General features: G+C 70.0%; 16 protein-coding genes. 9 read left to right on the top strand and 7 right to left on the bottom strand.

Annotated elements, in window-relative coordinates:
• The first annotated feature begins 29 nt into the window (after nt 1-29).
• Complete coding sequence (locus tag BN1193_RS01985; RefSeq protein ID WP_018171995.1) at nt 30-278, top strand: WhiB family transcriptional regulator; 249 nt, start codon at nt 30-32, stop codon at nt 276-278.
• A gap of 86 nt (nt 279-364) precedes the next feature.
• Here the strand turns inward: BN1193_RS01985 and BN1193_RS01980 are convergent, their stop codons facing one another.
• From BN1193_RS01980 to BN1193_RS01970, 3 genes are read right to left on the bottom strand one after another with little or no spacing between them, the layout of a single operon-like run.
• Entirely contained in the window at nt 365-1,858 is a 1,494-nt protein-coding gene (locus BN1193_RS01980) for a sensor histidine kinase (RefSeq protein WP_040163684.1), read from the bottom strand.
• A gap of 9 nt (nt 1,859-1,867) precedes the next feature.
• Nucleotides 1,868-3,091: an AAA family ATPase gene (locus BN1193_RS01975; protein ID WP_052460344.1), complete on the bottom strand. Its 1,224-nt coding sequence runs from the start codon at nt 3,089-3,091 to the stop codon at nt 1,868-1,870.
• Nucleotides 3,088-3,684: a hypothetical protein gene (locus BN1193_RS01970; protein ID WP_040163682.1), complete on the bottom strand. Its 597-nt coding sequence runs from the start codon at nt 3,682-3,684 to the stop codon at nt 3,088-3,090. The genes BN1193_RS01975 and BN1193_RS01970 overlap by 4 nt, the downstream gene beginning before the upstream one ends.
• 136 nt (nt 3,685-3,820) lie before the next feature.
• Between BN1193_RS01970 and BN1193_RS01965 the strand changes: the two genes are divergently transcribed.
• Complete coding sequence (locus BN1193_RS01965) at nt 3,821-4,090, top strand: helix-turn-helix domain-containing protein (protein WP_040163680.1); 270 nt, start codon at nt 3,821-3,823, stop codon at nt 4,088-4,090.
• Here BN1193_RS01965 and BN1193_RS01960 read toward each other — a convergent pair whose 3' ends face one another.
• A complete protein-coding gene (locus BN1193_RS01960; RefSeq protein ID WP_040163678.1) occupies nt 4,091-4,684 on the bottom strand; it encodes a hypothetical protein in 594 nt (197 codons plus the stop codon).
• A 126-nt stretch (nt 4,685-4,810) separates the two neighbouring features.
• Between BN1193_RS01960 and BN1193_RS01955 the strand changes: the two genes are divergently transcribed.
• Nucleotides 4,811-5,254, top strand: a complete 444-nt coding sequence (locus BN1193_RS01955; RefSeq protein ID WP_040163677.1) for an Rv3235 family protein — start codon at nt 4,811-4,813, stop codon at nt 5,252-5,254.
• Nucleotides 5,255-5,293: 39 nt separating this feature from the next.
• Here BN1193_RS01955 and BN1193_RS01950 read toward each other — a convergent pair whose 3' ends face one another.
• The 3 genes from BN1193_RS01950 to BN1193_RS01940 form a co-directional block, all read right to left on the bottom strand.
• Nucleotides 5,294-6,520 (bottom strand): pyridoxal phosphate-dependent aminotransferase, encoded by a 1,227-nt coding sequence (locus tag BN1193_RS01950; RefSeq protein WP_040163675.1) that lies wholly within the window; start codon nt 6,518-6,520, stop codon nt 5,294-5,296.
• Nucleotides 6,521-6,635: 115 nt separating this feature from the next.
• Nucleotides 6,636-9,461 (bottom strand): preprotein translocase subunit SecA, encoded by a 2,826-nt coding sequence (gene secA / locus BN1193_RS01945; RefSeq protein ID WP_040163922.1) that lies wholly within the window; start codon nt 9,459-9,461, stop codon nt 6,636-6,638.
• A 114-nt stretch (nt 9,462-9,575) separates the two neighbouring features.
• Complete coding sequence (locus BN1193_RS01940) at nt 9,576-10,133, bottom strand: hypothetical protein (protein ID WP_040163673.1); 558 nt, start codon at nt 10,131-10,133, stop codon at nt 9,576-9,578.
• 175 nt (nt 10,134-10,308) lie between these two features.
• Between BN1193_RS01940 and BN1193_RS01935 the strand changes: the two genes are divergently transcribed.
• From BN1193_RS01935 to BN1193_RS01915, 6 genes are all read left to right on the top strand, one after another.
• Complete coding sequence (locus tag BN1193_RS01935; protein ID WP_040163671.1) at nt 10,309-10,905, top strand: PadR family transcriptional regulator; 597 nt, start codon at nt 10,309-10,311, stop codon at nt 10,903-10,905.
• A gap of 24 nt (nt 10,906-10,929) precedes the next feature.
• A complete protein-coding gene (locus BN1193_RS01930; protein WP_040163669.1) occupies nt 10,930-11,670 on the top strand; it encodes an ABC transporter ATP-binding protein in 741 nt (246 codons plus the stop codon).
• Nucleotides 11,671-11,810: 140 nt separating this feature from the next.
• The gene (locus BN1193_RS01925; protein ID WP_040163667.1) at nt 11,811-14,555 is read left to right on the top strand and encodes an FtsX-like permease family protein; all 2,745 of its coding nucleotides are present in this window, start codon (nt 11,811-11,813) and stop codon (nt 14,553-14,555) included.
• A 54-nt stretch (nt 14,556-14,609) separates the two neighbouring features.
• Nucleotides 14,610-14,735 (top strand): hypothetical protein, encoded by a 126-nt coding sequence (locus BN1193_RS18405; RefSeq protein WP_268259553.1) that lies wholly within the window; start codon nt 14,610-14,612, stop codon nt 14,733-14,735.
• Nucleotides 14,736-14,827: 92 nt separating this feature from the next.
• A complete protein-coding gene (locus BN1193_RS01920; RefSeq protein ID WP_040163665.1) occupies nt 14,828-16,141 on the top strand; it encodes a hypothetical protein in 1,314 nt (437 codons plus the stop codon).
• A gap of 462 nt (nt 16,142-16,603) precedes the next feature.
• Nucleotides 16,604-17,013: hypothetical protein (locus tag BN1193_RS01915; RefSeq protein ID WP_141396603.1), on the top strand; the 410-nt coding region annotated here is incomplete at its 3' end.

Genomic DNA, 17,013 nt, shown 5'->3' with positions numbered 1-17,013 from the left:
ACACCCACTCATCCAAGGAGCACCTAAACATGGATTGGCGCGACAAAGCCGCCTGCCTCACGGTCGACCCGGAGCTGTTCTTCCCGGTCGGAAACACCGGACCCGCCGTTGACCAGATCGAGAAGGCCAAGTCCGTCTGCGCGCGCTGCACGGTGACGGAGATCTGCCTGCAGTACGCCCTCGAGACCGGTCAGGACTCGGGTGTGTGGGGCGGACTCAGCGAGGACGAGCGTCGCGCCCTGAAGCGTCGCGCCGCTCGCGCGCGCCGCGCTTCCTGATTCCTCCCGAAACACCCGGGCACGTCCGAGACACCGCGCAATGCGGGGGTTCTCGGACGTGCCCGGGTGTTTCGCGTGTCTGCGGGTCAGGCGCCGGGGGCGATCCAACGCATCGGGATGTCGATCGTGACCTCCGTGCCCGAGCCGACGAGCGTGTGCCAGTCGATCGTGCCGCTGAGCTCGCCCTGGATCAGCGTGCGGACGATCTGCGTCCCGAGGCCGCGGCCGACCTGTCCTTCCGGAAGCCCGCCGCCGTTGTCGCGCACGCGCACCTCGAGCAGGTCCGGACTGCGCTCGGCGATGATCTCGACCTCGCCCTCTTCGACGCCGGCGAGACCGTGCTCGACGGCGTTCGTGACCAGTTCCGTGAGGGCGAGCGCGAGCGGCGTGGCGTACTCGCTCGGCAGCTTGCCGAACTCACCGGTGACCTTGGGATGGACCCGCGTCCCGGCTCCCGCGGCGACCTCCGCGACCAGCTTCAGCACGCGCGTAAACACCTCATCGAAGTCCACGTTCTGCGTGAGACCGCTGGCCAGGGTGTCGTGGACGATGGCGATCGAGGCCACCCGACGCATCGCCTGGGTGAGAGCATCGCGGGCCTCCTCGGAGTGCGTGCGCCGCGCCTGGATGCGCAGCAGCGACGACACCGTCTGAAGGTTGTTCTTGACGCGGTGGTGGATCTCGCGGATCGTGGCGTCCTTGGTGATCAGCTCCTGCTCCTGGTGGCGGAGCTCGGACACGTCACGGCACAGGATGATGGCACCGATGCGGGTGCCGTGGTCCTTCAGCGGGATCGCACGCAGGGACACCGTGACGCCACGCGCCTCGATGTCGGCGCGCCACGGTGCGCGTCCGGTGACCACGACGGGCAGCGACTCGTCGACCTGACGCGACGCCGGGACGAGCTGACCGACGACCTCGACGAGCGGCTCCCCCTCCAGCTCGTCATCGAAGCCCATGCGGTTGAAGGCGGACAGCGCATTCGGGCTGGCGAAGGTCGCGATGCCGTCCACGTCCAGGCGGATGAGGCCGTCGGACGCGCGCGGAGCGCCGCGCCGCGGCGAGGTGGGCGCGTCCAGGTCCGGGAAGTCCCCGGCGCTGATCATCGCGAACAGGTCGTCCGCGCAGTCGTTGAAGGTGATCTGCTGCCGCGACGGCGTGCGCGCTTCACCGAGGTTGGTGTGCCGGGTCAGCACACCGATGACGGTCGGCTGTGCCCCGGCGCGGCTCCGCTCCCGGACGATCGGGACGGCCCGCACGCGGGTCGGGGTCTCCTCGAACCAGTCCGGCGAGGACGAATCCACGATCATCGCCGAGTTGAAGGCCTCCCGAACCTGCGTGAACCACTGCGGCCGAACGGTGTCGCCGACGATGTCGCGGTAGAACAGCGTCGCCGCGCCGCCGGGGCGCGTGTGGGCCACCGCGATGAACGTGTCCTCGGGCGTCGGCACCCAGATGACGATGTCCGCGAACGCGAGGTCGGCAAGGAGCTGGCCATCGCCGGCGAGACGGTGCAGCCATTCCACGTCGGCGTCATCGGCGCGGCCCTGGGCGTACACGAGGTCTGAGAGTGTCGACACCCCGTTAGCCTACGGCGTCGCGAGGACCGCCTCCCGCCCGCGCGCACGGCGTCGGCTCCCCCGCTCGACCCGGGCGGGCGCCGGAGCATCCACCGGCGCGACCGCGGCTGCCAGTCGGCGGATCCCGGCGGCGTAGGCGGACCGAGGCGCCAGCGCCACAGCCGGGATCGCGTGCAGCATCGCGCGGTCGTGCAGAACCGGATCATCCGGCAGGAACAGCGGGGCGGGGACATCCGCGAACCGTTCGAGCGTGCGCCGGATCTGCCCGCGCGCGTCCACTCCGATGGCGCGCGAACGGAAGCGGTCCACCACCACCCGGACGTCGGCGGCGGGGGCGAGCTCGCGCAACTCGGCCAGGGAACGCACGGCGCGGGCGAGAGCCACGGCATCCGCCCCCACCACCGCGACCACGGTGTCGGCGGCGGTGAGGACGGCGCGGCTCGCGGCGTTCCGGCACGGCCCGTCGTCGAGGTCGGTGACGATGGCCTCGTCCGCTTCCAACGGGGCGGCGACGTCGACGACGACGTGGTCCGTCCACCCGCGCATCGCCTGCAACGCGCCACGCACACGATCACCGCGAAGCTCCGGCCAACGTGCCGGACGGTTCAACCCGACGAGCACCTCGAGCGCGGTGCCGGCAGCGGCGACGTGCGCGACGATGCGCGCGTACTCGGTCCGATCCAGCAGGCCTCGCCCGGCCTGCCGACACGCGGCCGCGAAGCCCGGTCCGTCATCGGAGAGACCGAGCAACTGCGCGACCGCGGGCGCGTGCGTGTCCGCGTCGACGAGAGCGCTCGAGCGCCCTCCGCGGGCGAGTTCGGCGGCGAGCGAGACCGCCACCGTGGTCCGGCCCGGCGCCCCCGGCGGACCCCATACCGCGATCACCCGCGCCGGCGGACGGGGACCCGGCGCCGCCGGCGCCGCGCGCAGAGCGGACAGGATCGCCTGCGCAGTGATCTCCGACACGGCGGTGAGGCCGAACGAGGTCGCGAGCGCCGCACCGCGCTGCCCCTCCGCCAGAGGCACGACCCGGACCGCGGCGCGGTCGCACGCTGCGACGAGGGTGGCGGTGAGGACTGTGGCCGTCGCAGGGATGACGAGCACCGCGAGCGAGTCGAGGGCCGCCGTCGACAGTTCGTCGACATCCATCCGCCGAACGGCGAGGCCGAGGTCGTGGAACTCGGCTGCCAGGGCGCCGCCGTCCGGTACCGCCAGCCCGATCTGCCGCGTCATGACCCGGCCGCCGGGACGACGGAGATGACGGCCTCGCCGGATGTCGCCGCGAGCACGTCCGACACGGCGTCGCGGGGGACGACGAGCTCGACGTCCGTCCCGCCGCGCACCGCCGCCGTCTCGCCGACCCGTGCCACCACGGCGTCCGAGACCAGCACGCTCGGTGCCGTCCGCTCGTCCGATGACACCACGCTGGCCCACACGTCCACCGTGGTGCCGACTTCGACGGACGAGGGCAGCGCCACCGCACTGGAGACGACGACGGTCGTCGTGCGCTGCGTCGTCGCGTCCCCGATCGCGTCGCGCGGGATCAGTTCGCCGGCGCCGACGGTGCGAGTGAGCACCGCGTCGTCCGGGATCTCGTCGGGCCTCAGGTAGGCGTCAGCGCGCGCACCGAGCGCCGCCTCGACCTCCGCGACATCACTTCGCGCCAGATGCTGTCCGGGCACGAGCGCGCCGCCCGCCACGGCGAAGGTGACCGTCGTTCGCGCTGCGCTCACGACGCCCCACACCCCCGCGATGCTCACGGCGACCAGGCCGATACCGATGAAGAAGCGTGCGTCAGTGAGGATTCCAGGGGTTCGCGGGGACATGTCGTGGATGCAAGCACACCCCGGCCGCGACCGGTCCGGCTGTCCACATGCGATCCCGCCGCGGAGCGAATGGTCCTTATCCACACGGCACCCTCGAGGCGGTTGCGCGCCCCGGAGCGCGGACCATAATGAGGGCATGATCGAGGCGACCGGACCCGAGCGTCACGTCTCCCCCGCCCAGGTGGCGGAGCTGCTCAGCCTCGACGTGGACGAGGTGATCGCCCTCGTACGCGAGGGACGATTGCGCGGTGCCCGCCTCGGCACCGCCTCGCACTGGCGGATCGCCGAGGCCAGCGTCGCGGACTATCTCGATGATCAGCGCGAGGAGGCGCGACGGATCGCCCTGTGGCACCAGTCCAACGCGGCGAGCTTCCCGGAGCTGTGGGGCGGCCGCGATCCGGAGTGATCAACCGGTGAGCGCGATCCGGTCCGCATCCTCGATCCGGACGTGCGCGATCGCGGCGACCGGAATGATCCGGTAACCGGTCACCTCCGCCGCTCGCCTCGGACGATCGGGGTCGTGCAGGGCCACGTCGATGTGGTCTCGGCCCGCTCGATCGATCGTCCCCGAGAGCACCGATCCGCCGTCGACCGTGACGCGCACGGGCAGCCGACGCCGCGCGAGGTCTCGGGCGAGGAATCCGAACGTGAACCGCTCCCGCAACGGCTCGGTCGGTACCGGCATCGTGCTGCGCAGCAGCGCCGGGTGGGTCAGGCCCACACCGCGCACGGCACGCAGCGGTACCGCGGTCAGCCTTCCGGGTGCGTCCTCCAGCCCGACCCAGTCCGCGCCGACCACCCGCAACGTGCCGCGCACCGTCCCGGCCGCGCTGTCCAGGCTGAGCGGGGCGTACTCGGCCGCCACCGCAGCCAGCCGCGTGCGCAGCTCCAACGCGGCCACTCGCAACCGCTCCGTCTCCGAGGCGAGCGCTGCACGCTCGGCCTCCCACTCGGCCGCGAGCTGTCCCTCGAGCCCCGCGAAGAAGTCGTCCCACTGCATCCCGGCGACGCTAGGGCGAACACGGAGATCCCATGAGAGATATCCCCAGTTCGCTCACAAACCTTTGACCGGTCTGAACGCGCGTGATTCACTCACTCCGCGGTCCCGACCCGATGAGGAAGAAGGATGGTCACGACACCACTCATTGATGATCACGCGCGCGTCGCGCCCGGTGCACGCGCAGTCGACATCTCGGAGTTCTTCGCGCCACAACGGACCGGCCACGCCGACCTCCCGGACCCGACGCCGTTGTTGCGCAATCTGACGGTGGGTGTGCTGGAAGCGCTCGCCGGTGCTCGCGAAGTGGAGCAGCTGGCTCGCTGGCTCGCCGAGGAGGCGTTCCTGTCCGTGGTGACACGGGTGAACCTCGCCGCGCGGGCTCGCAGCGCCCGCGGGATGGCGGCGGTGCGCCCCCACCAGCGCATCACCTCCGTGCGACACTCCAGTCCTGCCGACGGCGTCGTGGAGGGCGTCGTCATCGTGCAGACGCCGATGCGCACCCGCGCCGTCGCCATCCGATTGGAGGGCATCGACCGACGCTGGCGCGCGACATCACTCGCCCTGCTGTGACGTTCGTGCGGCCGGGCGAGCGGCCGCACGAACGCGGGCTCACTGCTTGTAGTCGGCGAGGAAGTTCCCGAGGCGTTCCACGGCGTCGCCGAGAACTCGAGCCTCCGGAAGCGTGACGACGCGGAAGTGGTCCGGCGTCGGCCAGTTGAAACCGGTGCCCTGCACGAGCAGGATGTGCTCGGCGACGAGCAGATCGTAGATGAACTTCTGATCGTCATGGATCTCGTACACCTCGGGGTCCAATCGCGGGAACGCGTAGAGTGCGCCTCGGGGCTTCACGCAGGACACCCCGGGGATGGCGTTCAGGCCCTCCCACGTCACGTCCCGCTGTTCATGCAATCGCCCGGACGGCGCGATCAGCGCGTTGATCGTCTGCACTCCGTCCAGCGCGGCCTGCACCGCGTGCTGTGCCGGGACGTTCGGGCACAGCCGGGTCGACGCCAGCAGCGTGATCCCTTCGAGGAATCCGGCCGCGTGCCGCTTCGGTCCGGTGATGACGACCCACCCGGACCGGTAGCCGGCGACCCGGTAGGTCTTGGACAGACCGTTGAAGGTCAAGCACAGCAGGTCCGGCGCCAGCGTCGCGGTCGGGATGTGCACCGCGTCGTCGTAGAGGATGCGGTCATAGATCTCGTCGCTGAGCAGCAGCAGCGAGTTCTCCCGTGCGATCTGCACGATGCCCTCGAGGATCTCACGCGAGTAGACCGCCCCCGTGGGATTGTTCGGGTTGATGATGACGATCGCCTTGGTGTTCGGCGTCACCTTGGCCCGGATGTCTTCCAGGTCCGGCTGCCACTCCTGCTCCTCGTCACACACGTAGTGGACGGGCGTGCCGCCGGCCAGGGAGGTCATCGCGGTCCACAGCGGGTAATCCGGGGCCGGGACGAGCACCTCGTCGCCCTCGTTCAGCAGCGCCTGCATCACCATCGTGATCAGCTCGGACACCCCGTTGCCGAGGTAGACGTCGTCCGGGTCGATGTGCGGGAAGCCCGGAACCTCCTCATAACGGCTGATGATCGCCCGCCGTGCGGAGAGGATGCCGCGGCTCTCGCTGTAGCCGTGCGAGGTCGGCACCGCCGCGATCATGTCGCGGACGATCTGATACGGCGCCTCGAACCCGAAGATGGCCGGATTGCCGGTGTTGAGCTTCAGGACCTGGTGACCGGCCGACTCCAGCCGTGCCGCCTCTGCCAGTGCCGCTCCACGGATCTCATAGAGAACGTTCTTGAGTTTGGCGGACTGATCCAGCGGACGGAGTGGGCTCATGGACCCAGGCTAGTCCTGCGCGATCGGTGCTCGAGACCACCATTGCCGGGTCAGTGGCCTGCTGCGGCGCCGAACATGACGAGGGCCCCGCCGGAGCGGGGCCCTCGTCATCGGGTCACTTCTTCTTCTTGCCCTGGGCGCGACGCGCGGCGCGGTTGGACGGAGCCGGAGGCGTCGTGCCGGCGACCTTCTGGCCGAACGCACCGCGCTCGGTCGGCGCCTCCGCGGCCTCCGCGGGAGCCTCGGTCTGGGCCTGCGCCGCGGCGGCGGCACGACGCACGCGGTCGGTGGCCGACTGCTGCACCTGGCCGCGGTCGTTGCGCACCTCGACGTCGCCGTCCTCGCTCGGGGCGGAGTACTCCAGCTTGGCGTTGTCCCCCTCGGCGGCGGTGAGGCCCTTGGCCTCCACCTGGGGCGCCTCGACGCCTTCCTCGGCGGGACGGACCTCGACCTCGAGGTTGTAGAGGAAGCCGACCGACTCCTCCTTGATCGAGCCCATCATGGACTGGAACATCGCGAAGCCCTCGCGCTGGTACTCGATCAGCGGGTCGCGCTGGGCCATCGCGCGCAGGCCGATGCCGTCCTTGAGGTAGTCCATCTCGTAGAGGTGGTCGCGCCAGCGGCGGTCCAGGACCTGCAGAACGACGCGACGCTCGAGCTCGCGCATGGCGGGCTCACCGAGCGTCTCCTCGCGCTTGCCGTACTGGATCGTGGCGTCGCTGACGAGCTCACGCTTCAGACCCACCTGGGTGATCCGGCCCTTGGCGCCACCGGCTTCGGCGACGACCTCATCGATCGTGACATCGACCGGGTAGAGCGTCTTCAGCTCGGTCCACAGGGCGTCGAAGTCCCAGCTCTCGGTGTGGCCGGTGTTGGTGTGCTCATCCACGATCGCACCGATGGCGTCCTCGACGAAGTGGCCCACGCGGTCCTTGATGTCATCGCCCTCGAGCATGTGACGGCGGTCGGCGTAGATCGCCTCGCGCTGGCGGTTGAGGACGTCGTCGTACTTCAGGACGTTCTTGCGGATCTCCGCGTTGCGGTTCTCCACCTGCGACTGGGCGGACTTGATGGCGCGAGTGACCACGCCGGATTCGATCGCGACGTCGTCCGGGAAGTTGGCGCGTTGCAGCATGGACTCGGCCAGACCCGACTGGAACAGGCGCATCAGGTCGTCAGTGAGGCTGAGATAGAAGCGGCTCTCCCCCGGGTCACCCTGACGTCCGGAACGTCCGCGCAGCTGGTTGTCGATGCGACGCGACTCGTGGCGCTCGGTACCGAGGACGTAGAGGCCGCCGGCATCGCGGACCTGCTCGGCCTCCTCCTCGACGGTGGCCTTCGTACCCGCGTAGACCTCGTCCCAGGCGGCTTCGTACTCCTCGGGCGTGTCCACCGGGTCCAGGCCCTTGGCCTTCATCTCCTGCACGGCGAGGAACTCGGCGTTTCCACCGAGCATGATGTCGGTACCGCGGCCGGCCATGTTCGTCGCGACGGTGACGGCACCGAGGCGTCCGGCGCGCGCGACGATCTCGGCCTCACGCGCGTGGTTCTTGGCGTTCAGGACCTCGTGCTTGACGCCCTTCTTCGACAGCAGCCGCGAGAGGTACTCGCTCTTGTCGACGGAGACGGTGCCGACCAGAACCGGCTGACCCGACTCGTGGCGCTCGGCGATGTCCTCGACGACCTGGTCGAACTTGGCCTGCTCGTTCTTGTAGACGAGGTCGGCCTTGTCCTTGCGGATCATCGGACGGTTCGTCGGGATCGGGACGACGCCCAGCTCGTACGTGGACATGAACTCGGCGGCCTCGGTGTCGGCCGTTCCGGTCATGCCCGCGAGCTTGTCGTACAGGCGGAAGTAGTTCTGCAGCGTGACCGTGGCGAGGGTCTGGTTCTCAGCCTTGACCGGAACGCCCTCCTTCGCCTCGATCGCCTGGTGGATGCCTTCGTTGTAGCGACGGCCGACCAGGATGCGGCCGGTGTGCTCGTCGACGATCATGACCTCGTCGTTCATCACGACGTAGTCGGTGTCACGCTTGAACAGCGCGCGCGCCTTGATCGAGTTGTTCAGGAACGAGATCAGCGGCGTGTTCGCGGACTCGTACAGGTTGTCGATGCCGAGGTAGTCCTCGACCTTCTCGATACCGGGCTCCAGCACACCCACGGTGCGCTTCTTCTCGTCGACCTCGTAGTCCTCGTCCGGCTCGAGCATGAGCGCGATGCGCGCGAACTCCGTGAACCAGCGGTTGGCCTCGCCCGAGGACGGACCGGAGATGATCAGCGGCGTGCGGGCCTCGTCGATGAGGATCGAGTCCACCTCGTCCACGATCGCGAAGAAGTGGCCGCGCTGGACCAGGTCCGCCTTCTGCCAGGCCATGTTGTCGCGCAGGTAGTCGAAGCCGAACTCGTTGTTCGTGCCGTAGGTGATGTCCGCTTCGTACTGCTCACGACGCACCGGCGGTGTCTGTCCGGAGACGATGACACCGGTGGTCATGCCGAGGGCGCGGTAGACACGGCCCATCAACTCGGACTGGTAGGTCGCGAGGAAGTCGTTGACGGTGACGATGTGGACGCCTTCGCCGGCGATGGCGTTGAGGTAAGCCGGGAACGCGGCGGTCAGCGTCTTGCCCTCACCGGTCTTCATCTCGGCGATGTTGCCGAGGTGCAGCGCCGCGCCACCCATCACCTGAACGTCGTACGGACGCTGTCCGAGGGTGCGCTTGGCGGCTTCGCGGACGGCGGCGAACGCCTCCGGCATCAGCTGCTCGAGGGTCTCGCCCTTCGCGAACCGTTCGCGCAGCTCGACGGTCTCGTTGCGCAGCTCCTCGTCGGAGAGCTTGGTGTAGTCATCCTCGAGGGCGTTGACGGCCTTGACCACCTGCTGAAGGCGGCGGAGGATGCGTCCTTCGCCGGCACGAAGCAGTTTCTCGAGAGGGTTCGCCACGGGAGTCGTCTCCATTCGGGTCGTGCGCGCGAGCGCGCGTGCCGCTGTGGCGGCACACCCGCCTATGTTATCCGCCCGTGACCTTGGATGCGGCTGGATGCGCTCAGGGCGGAATCAGGCGTGCACGATGCGCGGTGCGAGCAGCAGCGTCCCGAGCAGGATTCCGGTGAGGGCGCTGACGGACGCCGCGCCGATCACGACGGCGACCGGCCACCCGACCGGGGCGCTCAGGATCACCACACCGAACCCGAACAGCACGACCAGAACCGCGAGCGCGACCCGACCTCGGCCCGGGCGCGGGAGGGTGCACGCGGCCAGGAGGACCGCAACGGCTCCGGCTCCCTGCAGCACGCGCAGCAGCACGTCCGAGCTCTCCCCCGTGATGAGCCAGCAGGTGAGGGTTGCTGCGGGAAGAAGACCCGCCGCCAGGACCGAGCCTGCGGCGAGCGGTGTCCGCGCACGGGCGTCCGGGCTCACCGCGAGCAGGATGGCCGCGAGGAGAACCGCGGGCACGATCACGAGAGCGCTCAGCGAGTCTCCGGTCCCGACCAGGGCCGCACTGAGCGCCGCCATGACGCCGGCGATGAGCAGGAGGACTCCGGTCGCCCGTCGCGCGCGCAGCCGTGTCCGCTCCGAGCGTTCCGCCGCCGTGAGCGTTCGTCCTGTCGCCATCCCCCCAGCCTATTTCCCTCCGCGAGACACCCAGGCACGGTCGAGACACCCCGCGATGCGCGGTTTTTCGGACGTGCTTGGGTGTTTCGCGGGAAAGGGTTGCTGGGAAAGCAACTGTTGGGTATACATATACCGAGAAATTACATTTCGGGGGCGACGAAAAGGGGGGGACGCGATGTCAGTCAGGCAATCGCTGCTGGCGATCCTGGATCAGGGGGCCTGCTACGGGTATCAACTGCGCGCCGAGTTCGATCGCCGCACGGGGTCGACCTGGCCGCTGAACGTCGGGCAGATCTACAACACCCTCGAGCGCTTGGAGCGCGATGGCCTGGTCTCCCGCGGGGACGCGGACGACCAGGGGCACGTGTTCTGGGAGATCACGGACGCCGGACGCGCTGAGGTCGCGGACTGGCTCGGCTCTCCCGTCGAGCGCGGCACCGGCACCCGCGACGAGCTCGCGATCAAGCTCGCCGTCGCCGCCACGCTGCCGGGCGTGGACGTGGCCGCCGTGATCCAGACCCAGCGCAAGGCGACGTTGACCCAGTTGCAGGAACTGAATCGCGCGAAGTACGCGGGATCCGCCCCGGATGGCCCCGAGGAGCTGGCGTGGGCACTCGTGGTCGACTCGATGATCTTCGCCACGGAAGCCGAGGCGCGCTGGCTGGATCACACCGAGCAGCGGTTGCGTCTGCACCCGCAGCACGCGATGGAGCTGGAGCTGTCCACCGAGCGGCCCAAACGCGGCCGCCCCGCCAAGACCACCACGGCCTGAGCCGAACCGGACGAAGGAACTCTCATGGGTGAGAACGAGACGCGGGACGCGACCGTCCTGCGACTGGTCGGCGTCAGCCAGCAGTACGGCAGTGGGCACACGGCCGTCTCGGCGCTGTCCGGGATCGACCTGGACCTGCAGCGCGGCGAGATGGTGGCCGTGATGGGGGCGAGCGGTTCGGGTAAATCGACGCTGCTCGCGGTGGCCGGCGGACTGCAGCGACCGACCTCGGGTGAGGTGATCGTCGAAGGCGAGCACCTCTCCGAGCTCTCCCCCGCCGGGACGGCCGCGTTGCGACGGCGGTCGCTCGGCTTCGTCTTCCAGGACTACAACCTCATTCCGACCCTCACGGCGGCGGAGAACATCACCCTCCCGCTGGAGTTGGACGGCATCGGCGGACGAGCCGCGCGGCGGGCCGCGAAGGACGCCCTCGCCGGCGTCGGTCTCGAGGACCGCGGCAACGCTTACCCGGATGACCTCTCCGGCGGACAGCAGCAGCGCGTCGCGATCGCTCGGGCTGTGGTCGGTGGACGGCGGCTCATCCTCGCCGACGAACCCACCGGGGCCCTGGACACCGTCACCGGTGAGCAGGTCATGAAGCTCATCCGCTCGCGCGTCGACGCCGGCGCCGCCGCGATCCTCGTCACTCACGAGCCGCGGCACGCCGCCTGGGCGGACCGCATCGTCTTCCTCAGGGACGGACGCATCATCGACGAGTCCCGCCGGGAGCGTGCGGAAGACGCCCTCCTCGCCGGGCGGGCCTGATGAGCGACGTCCGGCGCCGTCGGCGCGCGACGGAGACGGTGTCTGAACCTTCACGACGTGGGGCGGGCGCGGGGAATCGCCCGCCCCGCACCTCTGGGCGTCGGCACGCGTCCGGGGCACCCGTCGCGCGCCGCGGATCGGTGTGGCCCGCACTCCGCGCCGCGACGCGACTGGCCGTCCGTCAGGTCTTGCGCACCCCGGGTGCCTCTCTGCTCGTGGTGATGCTCATCGCCCTCCCGATCACGGCTCTCACCGCCGGAATGATCTTCTTCGAAAGCCACCAGCAGACGCAGCAGCAGAAGGTGGACTACCGTCTGGGGCACGCCGATTCGCGTATCTGGATCAACGGCGGCCCCAACGACACCAAGACCCAGGCTCTGGACGAACCCGGGATGTCCCAGGAGGGCGAGGACACGGGACCGCCGCCCACGGAGTTCCCTTCGGTCATCCCGGCGGCGGCGAACACCGTCGAGGTCACGTCCGGTGTCTCCGTCCTCCTGCCGACCAGCAGCGGCGCGACGTGGCTCCCGCTGATCGCCGGCCCCGTCTGGGAGGACAGGTTCGACGGAGTGGCGACGCTCCTGTCCGGGTCCGCGCCGAGCGCACCGGACGAGGCACTGGCCACGCCCGCTGCACTCGAGCGGTTGGGCCTCAGCGTCGGCGACACGATCACCGTGGAGGCCGGGGCGGAGGAGACACCGACCACCGTCACGATCACCGGGACGGTGGATGCGCTCGAGCTCTCCCAGAACGGCGCCGGCGGACTCGCGGTGCCGTCCGACTCGGTCCTGATCGGGCAGACCTACGACACGAGCTGGTTCGTCTTCGGTTGGCAGCCCACGTTGACGCAGCTCGTCGGCCTGAATCACGAGGGCTACGTGGTCCTCGGCCACGACCTCATGCTCCGGATGCCGGCGTACCCCGGTCAACCGTTCCTGGGCAGCAGCGATCGCGCGTCGGCCTACGCTCTCGGACTCATCGGCGGAGCGTTCATCGCGGTTCTGGTGGGCCTGGTCGCGGCCGCCGCGATGACCGTGAGCGCGCGTCGGCAGCAACGCTCGTTGGCGATGGCGGCGAGCGTCGGTGCCGGGCGAGGCTCGCTGTTCGCCGTCGTCCTCGGCCAGGGTGTCGTCCTCGGGCTGCTGGCGGCGGCCGTCGGCATCGGGCTTGGAACAGCGGCCGCGGCCGTCGCGCTCGCCGTGCTCGATAACGGCAACCCGTGGACGATCCGCGGCAACTGGGGATTCCACGTGCCACTCGCGCCCCTGCTCGCCATCGCGATCTTCGCCGTCATCGTCGGCACAGTCGCCGCGATCGGCCCGGCCCGCGCGGCGACGCGCGGCGACACCCTCGCGGCGTTGCGTGGTGCTCGCCGTCCGGTGCGCCTCCGGCAGTCCATGCCTCGGTGGGGTGCGGTCGTCCTCGGCACCGGTCTCGCCTGCGGGATCGCAGCGATCGTCTTCCTGTCCGTCAAGGCGGCCGCCCACCAGAACCTCACGGCTCCGGAAGGGATCGTGACCACCGCGCTCAGCCTGCTGGGTCCGATCATCATCATCGTCGGCACCGCACTGTGCGGGCACTGGCTCCTGACCGTTCTGGCCCGAAGTGTGTCCCGCGCGGGGATCGCGACGCGGGTGGCGACGCGGGACCTCGCCGCGAATCCCTCGCGGACGGTTCCGGCCTTCCTCGCCATCGCCGCCGCGATGCTCGTCACCGTCGCCGCACTGTCGGTGACCTCGATGACCTCCGCCGCGTCCGTGCGCGCGTACACCTGGAATGCACCACTGCACACCGTCACGATCGGGCTGGGGGGTGTCAAGGCCACGACCCGTGCGGCGGGTGCCGCGGAGGCGGAGCACCTGCTGCGCGTCCTCAATCCGACCCGCATCGCCGTGGTCGACACCGCACGACTCGCCGACGTGGACAGTGACGGAGTCCCGGTCGACCCGGACCAGATGGTGGTGCAGCCGGCGGCGCCGATCTCGCAGCCCTCAGACTGCGACCACATGCTGTGCGTGGACGGCTGGGGCACCGTCGGGGTTACGCTCAGGATCGTCTCCGCCGCGGATCTGCCCACGGTCGCGGGCACCACCCTCACCGACGCCGAGCGCGCCGCGTACGAGTCGGGCACCGCGATCGTCTCCGACGACATGCGGTGGATGCTCTCGGATGACGACGGCCCGCACCCGTCGCTCCGGCTCTTCTCCATTCCGGCGGCGGAGGCCGCGAAGGACGTCACATCGCAGGTTGTGACCGACGGGATCACGTCCCGGGATGTGCCGGCCCTGTTGATGTCCGACCTGCGCGGTCTGCCCGGGGGCGTCGTCCTCTCCCCGCAGTCAGCGGCCGCGCTGCACATCGACCACGACCCCAGCGAAGTCTTCGGGGCCATGAGCCGGACGCTCACCGCTGCGGAATCGGATCGACTCGTCGCCGGCGCCGCCGAGAGTCCGGATGCGGATCTGTACGCCCACCAGGAGAACGGGCCCGGTTCGGCACTGCCGTGGCTGGCGCTGATCGCCGGAATCGCGCTCAGTGTCGTGGTCGGCACGGCGGTAGTGACTCTGGGGCTCGCTCGTTTCGAGCGTCGTCCGGATGACGCCACGCTGACGGCGGTCGGCGGCCGGTCCGGCATCCGACGCCGCGTGAACGCCGTGCAAGCTCTGGCGGTCGTCGGTCTCGGCTGTGTGATCGGCGCCGGGATCGGTCTCCTGCCGAGCTTCGCCTACTACGCCCTCGGGGGTGCGCCGCACTACCGGCCCTCAGACATCCCGTGGCTCTGGATCATCGGCGTCGCGGTCGCCCTGCCCCTGGCCATGGCTGCGGTGGCGTGGCTCGTGGCGCCGCGGAATGCGGATCTCACCAGACGGACCGCGATCACGTGAGACGAATCGGTCCTGTCCGGACATATCTGAAGTGACGGCTGCGAAAGGAAACCCATGCTCCGCCGGATTGACGACATCGCCCTGACCCTCCCCAAGCCCATCGACCCGGCCGCGCTGGCACTGCCGCCGACCGAGCCGCTCGACCTCACTGAACTCCTGAGGTCCGAAGCGGCGGGCTGAGCGTGCGCGGCCGTCCGCGTGGCGCGTCGACGGCCGTGCGCGCTCAGCGAACCGGAAGGCTCGCCCACGTCCTCGAACCGTAGGATCGTGCCATGGCGGGAATCTGGGGCAAGCGCAAGCGCGAAGAGCAAGCGGCACAGGACGCCGCCGATGCGGACCTCGACCGTCGCGCGGGGGCCGCGCTCGTCGCCGCCGACGAGCGCATCCGCACCACCGGCGATGAGCTCGAGTTCGCGCGGATGGAACTCGGCGACACGGCCGTGCAGCCGCTCGCCGAAGGGCTCTCCGCGGTGCGCACGCACCTGCGCGAGGCCTACCAGCTGAACCAGCTCAACCACGACGAGATCCCGGACACCCGGGAGGAGCTGCGCACCCGCAACGCGCGGATCGTCCAGTTGTGCGACTGGGCCGAGCACGTCCTCGATGAGCGCACCGATGCGCTGAAGGAGCGAGTGGAGTTCGCCCGTCGGGCGCCGCAGGTGCTCGCCCAGGTCCGCCGTGACGCCGACGCCCTCGCCGGGCGCGTTCCGGCCGCCCAGGAGACGGTCGAGCGCCTCGTCGAGCGGTACACCGACGATGCGCTGCGCCAGGTGTCGCGCGGCTCGAGCGAGGTGGAGAGCCTGTTGAAGTTCGCTCGGCACAGCGCCGACGTGTCCGAACGTCGCCGCGACGCGGGCAACGGCGAGGAAGCCAACCTCGCCCTGGAGACGGCCACCGAGGCCGTCCGGCGCGCCACGACCGTCCTCGACTCGATCGACGACTTCGAGTTGGAGGCTCTGCGGGCCGAGTCGACTCTGGCTGACGTGATCGCCGACTCGCGCGGCGACCTCATCGCCGCACGGCGGGCCCCCCGCACCCCGGCCGTCATCGATGCGGCGACCGCGCTCGATAACGCGCTGCGCGCTCTCCCCGCAGCGGACGCGAAGTCCGACCCGTTCACGCAGCTGACCGAACTGCGGGCCGCGAACTCGGGGCTGGACGCGGCGATCGCGAAGGCCATCGAGCGCGCCAACCGTCCGGTCCCACCGGTGGAGACCGTCCGGCACGCCGTCGACGACGCGGATCGGCAGATCTCCGTCGCGCGGTCGCTGATCAACGGCCATCGCGGCTGGATCGGCGCGGACGCCCGCACCCGCCTGGCCGAGGCGGAGCGGCTCCGCCAGGACGTCGAGCCGCTCATCGCCGATGAGGACACGCGCGAACAGGCGCTCGCCACGGCCCGTCGCGTCGGCATGCTGGCCGCGGAGGCTCTTCAGCTCGCCCAGCAGGACATCGATTCCTCCCGTCCGCAGCAGGGGCCGTGGAACGGGGGCGGGTACGGCCGCGGCGGCGGCATGGGCGACATGCTCGGCGGCGTCATCGGCGGCGCGATCATCGGCGGCATCCTCGGGGACATCTTCGACTGACGCTCCACCGTCGCGGCGTGCGGGGGCGGTCGGCTCGGCTTCAGACGAATCGGGGGTTGCGTCGAGGGGGCGGCTCGCGTTCCGTAGGTCATCACGCGCTCCGTTCTTTGCGGACCGCTGCCCCGGGTCGTTGAGTGGGCGCGAGCGCGCCGGAACGGCGTGAGGAACGTGGCGGGAACGAGGGGGAGAGTTCCGGCATAATCCGTTTCCGTCCGCCTCCCGTTTTCGATTGGCCGGGTTCCTTCGCTTAAGACGGCCCCGTGGATGGGGACGTTCCGCTCGCCGGCTCGCGTTCCATATCGGGGCCGCACCGCGGGTCGTTCGGCGAGCGTCAGCGAGACGAAACGGCGGTCAGTGCGGTTCGTTAGGGGTGAGAGAAACCTCATCTCCACAGGCCCAAATCCATGCACAGCCTGGGGAATTCAACGTCCACTGTCGGTGCCCCGGCGTAAAATATGGGTTATGAACACCACGATGGAACGGACCCGGGAAACGATGGCTCACGCCGTCGCCGACCTCCGCTCCATCCTCACCTCCGGCACCCTCGACACCGCCGGCCGGGACGACGTGCTCGGGTTCCTGATCGGGGTCGGCGACCTCTATCGGCAGGTCGAAGCCACCCTGGTGATCGGCACCGGTGTGATCGAGAAGCGCTCCGCCACGGCGGAGCGCTTCGACGTTTTCTCCGACTGCCGCTCCGCCAACGAAGTGATGCAACGCACCACCGGTGCCGCCCCCACCACCATCAAGCGATGGAGCCGGCTCGCGGCCGTCGTGAAGCCGGAGCGCACGCTCGCGTCGGGTGAGGTGCGGCCAGCAGAGTTCCCGGCCCTCCGCGACGCGCTCACCACCGGCGCCCTCGGGGCGGATGG

Source organism: Microbacterium gorillae, assembly GCF_000826185.2.
In the GTDB taxonomy this organism is placed as follows: domain Bacteria; phylum Actinomycetota; class Actinomycetes; order Actinomycetales; family Microbacteriaceae; genus Microbacterium; species Microbacterium gorillae.
This window is presented reverse-complemented; position numbering and strand designations above follow the sequence as displayed.